The organism is Pseudomonas sp. 34 E 7, from assembly GCF_900005715.1.
GTDB classification, from domain to species: domain Bacteria; phylum Pseudomonadota; class Gammaproteobacteria; order Pseudomonadales; family Pseudomonadaceae; genus Aquipseudomonas; species Aquipseudomonas orientalis_A.
Map to the genome: position 1 here is coordinate 1 of NZ_CVTX01000124.1, position 4,982 is coordinate 4,982.

General features: G+C 53.9%; 6 protein-coding genes and 1 pseudogene. All 7 read left to right on the forward strand.

The features are described 5' to 3' along the window. The first annotated feature begins 136 nt into the window (after positions 1-136). The 7 genes and pseudogenes from BFP96_RS10370 to BFP96_RS10400 all read left to right on the forward strand — a co-directional run bounded on the left by BFP96_RS10370 (position 137) and on the right by BFP96_RS10400 (position 4,241). Entirely contained in the window at positions 137-739 is a 603-nt protein-coding gene (locus BFP96_RS10370; RefSeq protein WP_065936156.1) for a hypothetical protein, read from the forward strand. A 65-nt stretch (positions 740-804) separates the two neighbouring features. Next, a complete protein-coding gene (locus tag BFP96_RS10375) occupies positions 805-1,326 on the forward strand; it encodes a DUF2846 domain-containing protein (protein WP_065936157.1) in 522 nt (173 codons plus the stop codon). A 187-nt stretch (positions 1,327-1,513) separates the two neighbouring features. Further along, positions 1,514-1,971 (forward strand): annotated as a pseudogene (locus BFP96_RS10380) (GNAT family N-acetyltransferase). Positions 1,972-2,144: 173 nt separating this feature from the next. Then, a complete protein-coding gene (locus tag BFP96_RS10385; protein WP_065936158.1) occupies positions 2,145-2,582 on the forward strand; it encodes a GNAT family N-acetyltransferase in 438 nt (145 codons plus the stop codon). A 260-nt stretch (positions 2,583-2,842) separates the two neighbouring features. Beyond that, the gene (locus BFP96_RS10390) at positions 2,843-3,130 is read left to right on the forward strand and encodes a hypothetical protein (protein ID WP_256548926.1); all 288 of its coding nucleotides are present in this window, start codon (positions 2,843-2,845) and stop codon (positions 3,128-3,130) included. Positions 3,131-3,220: 90 nt separating this feature from the next. Continuing rightward, on the forward strand, positions 3,221-3,532 hold the full coding sequence (locus BFP96_RS10395; protein ID WP_240995354.1) for a hypothetical protein: 312 nt from the start codon (positions 3,221-3,223) through the stop codon (positions 3,530-3,532). Between the two features lie 241 nt (positions 3,533-3,773). After that, positions 3,774-4,241, forward strand: coding sequence for a DUF1203 domain-containing protein (locus BFP96_RS10400; protein ID WP_003192632.1), 468 nt, complete (start codon positions 3,774-3,776; stop codon positions 4,239-4,241). Positions 4,242-4,982 lie beyond the last annotated feature (741 nt).

The following is a 4,982-nucleotide window of genomic DNA, read 5'->3' on the forward strand; positions in this document are numbered from 1 at the left end:
AGTGGGTTGTTATCAAGGTGCGGGTAGCTGGACAATAGGTTCGGCCGAGCCAACAACGAAGTACCAGGTGTACGAACGTTTGGTTCGCTCGGCTGGGCTCTACAAACTGCAAGATTACTGATCGGAAAAAAGACCAATGCTAGGGAAAGTCAGCAGTAAATATCTCGTCTGGGGCGCGGTCGCGCTCTGCGCAACCCTTCTGTCCGGGTGCGCGACGTCACGCTACGACGGCAAGCACGCACCTGACCCGAGTAAGGCGATCATCGTGGGTTCGATTGGTGAGAGCTTTCCGATGATGCAGCCCCATGGGCTGGTGGTTGAAATCGACCACCAGGGAGCACCCGGTACCGCAATACGGCTGACGACGCTGGGCAATGAAGATGATCAGCCATCGCCCTCTGTGCTGGGCCATTACTTCATGTATGAAGTGCCGCCTGGTGAGTATGAGTACACGCGGTGGCATTACGTGTATTACGCGGGAAAATCGATGCCGCGCCCTGTGCCTGCGGTTTTCTCGGTGAAGGCCGGGGAAATTCTCTATATCGGCGACCTGCGCTCCGATGCCCTGCGTTTTTGCCTGTCCAACGTGAACAATGCCGAGAGCACTGTGCAGGCGCTCAAGCGCAAGTACCCGATGCTCAAGGATCGGAACATCGTGAATATGACGGCAAAGAGCGGTTTTGCGCCGTGGCCGAGTTCTGATGCCACTGACTTCGGTAAAGGGCTGTGCACGCTCTGAATCCGGTACTGGTGACCGTCATCGGCCCCGACGCCCATTGATCCACTTTCAAGGAATTTCATGCCATGAAGTGCTGTACGCTCCTCTGGGCCAGCCTGTTCGCAGGCCTGGCCTCACTGACCGGCTGCATCAGCGGTCCGGACCTCACAGGCCAACCATTCTTCACATCACCGGCAGAACCTCGTCCGGACGAGGCCACGGTCTACTTCTATCGTACTTCCGCCAGCATCGGTAGCGGGGTCGCTCCGACCATTCTGGTCGATGGTCGCGCAATTGGCAGCTTGCCCTCCGGGAGTTTTTTCAAAGCCGACATTCCCGCCGGCAAGCACAGCGTCGCTTCCACCTCGCCACCGATAATAAGCGGTATGGTTAACAAGCGTTTCGATATCACCGTCGAGAATGGAAAGGTGTATTACATCGCAGACCAGCTCAGCACTTCGGCCTACACGGACGGGCAGACCTTGGGCGAAATCGACGAGGGGCGTTTCGGTGGAACAATGTATTACTCGCGCTACGCGCTTGTGCCTGCCGAGGAAGCGCTACGTTCTATCAAGTGGTGCCAGAAGTTGCCGGCACCTGCACCGTAACCATGCGTAGCCCATGCTCCGGCCAGGTCCATTACAAGCCCTGCCGGCAACGTTGGGCCAAGCCAGTATGAGGGTGAGCAGGGAAACCAGTATGGATATGGCTTCGACATAGTCTGTGCCGCAGGCAGACGGCTGTATGATTGTCCAGAATCCTACCGGCGTGACGAATATATAAGGAGCGTTTCAGATGCTGCGAGTGGATTGGCTCGATAAACAAATGGACAAGTGCGACGTTATGGCCGAATGGCTTTATCGGGAATTCAATTATGAGTTTACGCAGCAATCTCTTTCGAGTTGGCAACACGAGTTCTTTGATGGGCAGCGTGATGGCAGTTGGAAGTGTCTGATCGCAACCGAACGAGACCAGTTGCTAGGTGGCGCTACGCTTGCCAGTAATGACCTGTCTGACCGGCCGGATCTAGGTCCTTGGCTTGCGTGTGTGTTCGTCACACCTGAAGCTCGAAAGAGGGGGCTCGCAGTGCAGTAAATGAAGGCATCTGTGTCCATGCACGAGACGCTGGGTTCACTACCTTGTACTTGCACACGCACAACCAGAGCAGTTATTACACCAAGCTTGGCTGGAAAGTATTGGAGCGCTTTGAGGCTTGGGGGAAAGAGCAATACCTTATGTCACGGAGTTTATAGTCAAGGCCGGCTTCAAATGTGTGCCGCTTTTTATAAGCAGCAAAACTGTGATTTGACGTCTGCGTTTTCACACCGGCTGGGTCGATAGCCGCCACTGGCGTGCCCACGGCCCAAGTCAATATCCCCAGAGACCTCAGAAGGGGTTCGCGCCCGATCAGAGAAGATTGAACTCAATGGAGATTCAACGGATCACGCATCTGCCGCCCCAAATCCTCGACCTGGAAAAAGCGGCAGTTGCAGAAGGCTTCAGGTTTCTCACCCGACTGACTTCAGAATGGCAGTCAGGCACCCATCGCTTTGATGCGCCTGGCGAATGCCTCATGGCGGCTTATCTGAACCAGCAACTTGTGGGCATTGGAGGCCTGTCGGTTGATCCGTTCACCCATGACCGTACAGGAAGGCTGCGACGTGTGTATGTGGCGCCTGCGTCACGCGGGCAACAGGTTGGCCGCAGATTGGTTAACGCATTGCTTGCCCACGCCGCGGTGCATTTTGAGCGTGTGCGTCTCTACACCGATACCTTGGAGGGGAGCGCTTTTTACCTGCGCTGCGGCTTCAATCGAATAGAAGATGCTCATGCGAGCCATATCGTTCGGATCACAAAACTCTGAATTTTTCGGGTGTCGGCGATTAGAAGCCGTCCGCATCTAGGGAAAGTAATCTCTGTAAACTTCAGGGATTCGAGGGTCAGAATGAATAATCTGCTATCTATTGCAAGCCATAAATCTAAACACAGCCTGGATTTCTATCCGACCTTTGCCGTTGACGGAGTACCTATGGAGGTTTGGCTACCTCGGCACAATCGAGAAGCTGAGCTACACTTGGTAGCCGCTCATTCAGGCTTGTACAGCGATAAAGACACCTGTTTGGTATGGGACCGGATTTACTCAACAGCGCCGGGCTGGCGGACCTGGTTCCACTACTTGTTTGCTCTGATGACTTGGATCTGACTTGTACCGTCATAGTCGCTGAGCAGCATGCCGGTGAGCACTATGTCCAGTGGCGCCGATTTGGCTTGCTGAAGGATTTAATTACGCTGCAATCCCCTGCTGTTGATTGGTACGACTCAATACCGAGCCTGACTTTCGAACGCTCCCAGTTCCAGAGCGTGCTGGACGCGTTCCGAAAACAGGAGAACATTAAAATGGACTGGGACTAGCAGCGACAAGTCTACCTTTTTCGGTCACTTGCTTATCCCCTCTAACGAGTGAGATGAAGCGCACGTGGGGGATGGGCCACAGGAAAACGTATGAGCTATGACATCATCATCTTAAAGCCGGTAGGCTCCCGCACTGATAATTTGGCAAACGTCGATGAAGTTCTGGATATCGGGGATGAAGGATTGGTCCTCAGGTCCTTAAGCTGGTGCTCCCGGGTGCATCCAAGGGGTGTTGTGAAGGACGAGTCCTTCACAATTGAGGGCAGCTTTTCAGGAAAGCCGTTCACGTCCATCCTTTATCACTTAAGTTCGGCGCTTGTTAGTCCGATTTATCCTTCAGCGTCGTTCAAGGGCTTCTGTCAGAGCTATGCGATTCCCTCCAGACTCACGCACTTTCGGTAACTGACGACACCCTGATCAGTGCGTCCGGTGACCAGGCGCTGATTCTTCGGGTCGGTCAGGGACCGGTCGCTTTCTGACATTCACGGTCCGTCTGCTTCTGGCCGATAGCTGCCGCTCACTGACGACCGCTTTCGACCCTAAGCAGTCGGTCTCGGTCAGCTTGAATAAGGCAGCAAGAAACGGATAGTAAGTGCTGGACGAATTCCAGCCTGATACGACTCCAACTAATAGGAGTTTAACCATGGCGTTTCGTATAACTGGCCTTTCCCCCGAGCCATTCCAGTCACTGTTTGGATTGCCCGACCAAGAGCTAGCATCTCTCGGGATAAAGCGTTACATGGTCGACAGCAACCCAGGCTTTCCTGACCGTATCGAAATAAAGGATGCAGAGCTAGGTCAGAGTGTGCTTTTACTCAACCATCTCTCTCAGCCAGCCGAGACGCCATACCGTGCCTCACATGCGATCTTCATAAGGGAGTGGGCTACGCAAGCTTATGACGCAGTCGATCAGATACCCGAGTCTATGCGAATCCGTCTGCTATCACTTCGTGCATTCACTGATGATGGGATGATGCTCAATGCCGACGTCGTAGATGGAATAGCGATAGAACCTGTTGTTACTCGGATGTTTGCTGATCCAGGGGTTAGTTACATTCACGTTCACAATGCCAAGCAGGGTTGCTACTCCGGGCGAATAGATAGGGCGTAGTCGCCGCAGTCTCGATGGCTCGTTCCGCTTTCGACTTTTCTAGTCACCAACTTTCCGCTATTGGCCGATTTCTGCCTGTCGTAGCGGGCAGTAATCGGCCAGAACCTGATGTTTAAAGCTGGGGCAATGAACTCGTCGAATTTCTTCCCGCTTTAAGAGTTTGCCGACGCGCTTTTACACACTCTGGGCTGGCAAGTAGAGTTAGGAAATCAACTCGTCCCTTTTTATAAAGTAGGTGCAAATGGTGGCTCCCTTCGTTCTCCAGGACTTTGATGTTGGATGGGTCGCCACCGACGCCGTCGGGCAGGTTGCGCTCTTCACTACGGGGGGGCCGGGGCCGGTTCCTGATTCCGCAATGCCCTCCGTCGAAAACTCCGAAGAATTTGTCCTTTCATTGCCGGAGGTGTCCGATGTAGATCGGGTCACTGCCAGGGCTGGCGTAAACGCTTTCGTTGAATTTGCCAAACGTGGGTTCTTCGCGTACGACTGGTCAGACGTTCATCGCGATTCACGCCAGGCCTTGAGGGGGTATGAGCTGCAATGCCGCCCACTGAATCCACTGACACTTTTCGATTTGCCTGCCCCTTTACGGGCATTAGCTGAGGCTACTCGGCTATCTGATGTAACCTTCGGAGCACCCATCATAGTGATAGGTGATCAGGTTTCTTAGCCTTCATTCGGCGATTCGGAGCCGCTTTTTTGGGCCGGAAGCTTTCAGTTGCGTACCGCAGCTCCCGGCCA

What these genes read in the sequence shown, in the direction of transcription:
- BFP96_RS10375 (WP_065936157.1), top strand. Translation starts at nt 805, where the DNA reads ATGAAGTGCTGTACGCTCCTCTGGGCCAGCCTGTTCGCAGGCCTGGCC.
- BFP96_RS10390 (WP_256548926.1), top strand. Translation starts at nt 2,843, where the DNA reads ATGGGACCGGATTTACTCAACAGCGCCGGGCTGGCGGACCTGGTTCCA.
- BFP96_RS10370 (WP_065936156.1), top strand. Translation starts at nt 137, where the DNA reads ATGCTAGGGAAAGTCAGCAGTAAATATCTCGTCTGGGGCGCGGTCGCG.
- BFP96_RS10385 (WP_065936158.1), top strand. Translation starts at nt 2,145, where the DNA reads ATGGAGATTCAACGGATCACGCATCTGCCGCCCCAAATCCTCGACCTG.
- BFP96_RS10395 (WP_240995354.1), top strand. Translation starts at nt 3,221, where the DNA reads ATGAGCTATGACATCATCATCTTAAAGCCGGTAGGCTCCCGCACTGAT.
- BFP96_RS10400 (WP_003192632.1), top strand. Translation starts at nt 3,774, where the DNA reads ATGGCGTTTCGTATAACTGGCCTTTCCCCCGAGCCATTCCAGTCACTG.